The organism is Inquilinus sp. (genome assembly GCF_057815775.1).
On record NZ_JBYRFX010001190.1, the window covers coordinates 1 to 2,398 of the forward strand.

Below are 2,398 nucleotides of genomic sequence, written 5' to 3' on the forward strand. Positions count from 1 at the left end.
ACCACTCAGCCTCTGCCCGAAGCGACGTTCCCTGAGTTGTTCGAGCAGCAGGTGCAGCGCTCGCTTGAGGCGACAGCGCTGGTGTTCGAGGGCCTCTCGCTCAGCTATGCCGAACTCAATGCTCGCGCCAATCGCCTCGCCCATCACCTGATCGGCCTCGGCATCGGCCCCGAAGATCGCGTCGCGCTGGCCCTGCCTCGCTCGGTCGAGCTGGTCGTTGCTCTTCTCGCCATCCTCAAGGCCGGCGCTGCCTATCTCCCGCTCGATCCCAACTACCCGGCAGAGCGGCTGCGCTTCATGCTCGCCGACGCCAAACCCAGGGCGATGATCGCCATCGGCGATGGCCTGCCGGCAGAGGGGGTGCCTGTCATCAGGCTCGATCGCCTGGATTTCGCCGGACCAGGCACCGATCCCACCGATGCCGACCGGGTGGCACCGCTGTCGCCCCACCACCCGGCCTATGTCATCTACACCTCGGGATCCACCGGCACCCCCAAGGGCGTGGTGGTGACCCATCGCGGCATCCCCAGCCTGGCCGCCGAGCAGGCCGAGCGCTTTGCCGTCACACCCGACGCCCGTGTCCTGCAATTCGCCTCCATCAGCTTCGATGCCGCCTTCTGGGAAGCCTGCATGGCCCTGCTCTCCGGCGCCTGCCTCGTGCTGGCGCCATCCGAGCAGCTTCTCCCCGGCGACGCCCTCGCCGCGCTGATCGTCCGGCATGGCATCACCCACATGACCCTGCCGCCCGCCGCCCTCGCCGTCATGCCGCCCGTCAACGGCCCCGACCTGATCATCGCCGGCGAGGCCTGCGCGCCGGATCTCGTCGCTGCATGGTCCCGCGGCCGGCGCATGATCAATGCCTATGGCCCGACCGAGACCACCGTCTGCGCCACCATCGGCGAGCCGCTCGCCGGCGCCGTCGTCCCATCGATCGGCCGCCCCATCCGCAACACGCAAATCTATGTCCTGGACGACGCGCTGCGGCCGGTGCCGGTCGGCGTGCCGGGTGAGCTCTATGTCGCCGGTGCAGGATTGGCGCGCGGCTATCTCAACCGGCCCGGCCTGACCGCAGAGCGCTTCGTCGCCTGTCCCTTCGGATCCCCGGGACAGCGCATGTAGCGCACCGGCGATCTGGCAAGATGGCGTCCCGACGGCACTCTCGACTTCCTCGGGCGCACCGACCATCAGGTCAAGATCCGTGGCTTCCGCATCGAACCCGCCGAGATCGAAACCGTCCTGGCGCGATTGGCCGACGTCGCCCAGGCCGCCGTCATCCCGCGACAGGACCAGGCCGGCCTGAAGCAGCTTGTCGGCTATGTCGTGCCAGAGGTCGGGGCCAATCTCGATCCCGCCGCTTTGCGCCAGGCCCTGGCCGGGACTCTGCCAGACCACATGGTCCCTGCCGCCATCGTCCTCCTCGACCGCCTGCCGCTGACCCCCAACGGCAAGCTCGACCGCAAGGCCTTGCCGGCGCCCGACTTCACTGCCGGTCCTGGTCGCGCGCCCCGCACGCCGCAGGAAGAAATCCTCGCCGCCCTGTTCGCCGAGACCCTCGGCCTCGACACACTCTCCATCGATGACAGCTTCTTCGATCTCGGCGGCCATTCCATCCTTGCCACCCGCCTCGTCAGCCGCATCCGCTCCGCCCTCGGCGCCGAACTCCCCATCCGCGCCCTCTTCGAGGCACCCTCCGTCGCAAGGCTCGCCGCAAAGCTAGGAGAGGGCGGGACTGCCCGACCGGCGCTTACCGCGCAGGCACGACCCGACCGCCTGCCACTGTCCTCAGCCCAACAGCGATTGTGGTTCCTCCATCGCCTGGAGGGGCCCAGCCCGACCTACAACATCCCCATGGCGCTGCGGCTCGACGGCGTCTTGGACGCTGCGGCCCTGGAAGCGGCGCTGGCCGATCTCGTCGCCCGGCACGAGAGCCTGCGAACGCTGTTCCAGGATACTGGCGACGCTCCGCAACAGTTGATCCTCGATGTCGACGATCCTCGCGCATGGCCAATGCTGCAGCGGATCGATGCCGATGAGAGCACGCTGCAGGATCAGTTGCGGCAGGCGGCCGGCCATGCGATCCGGCTGGAACAAGAGATCCCGGTTCGCGCCACGCTGTTCCGGCTCGGTGCCGAGAGCCACGTCCTGCTGCTCCTGGTGCACCACATCGCCTCCGACGGTGCCTCCCTTGCACCGCTGATGCGCGACCTCGCTTTGGCCTATGCCGCACGGCTGCAGGGACAGGCCCCGGAATTCATGGCGCTGCCGGTGCAATATGCCGACTACACGCTCTGGCAGCACGACCTCCTTGGCAACGACACCGATCCCGACAGCCTGATCGCCGCCCAGGCCGCCTATTGGCGGCAGCAGCTTGCAGGACTGCCCGACTGCATCAGCCTGC

The 2,398-nt window shown here is 68.5% G+C and carries 2 protein-coding genes; both read left to right on the forward strand.

Annotated elements, in window-relative coordinates; translation table 11 throughout:
* Positions 1 to 1,119: amino acid adenylation domain-containing protein (locus AC3XYG_RS42350; protein WP_489145940.1), on the forward strand; the 1,119-nt coding region annotated here is incomplete at its 5' end.
* Between the two features lie 126 nt (positions 1,120 to 1,245).
* On the forward strand, positions 1,246 to 2,398 hold a 1,153-nt coding region (locus AC3XYG_RS42355; RefSeq protein WP_489145941.1), incomplete at its 3' end, for a condensation domain-containing protein.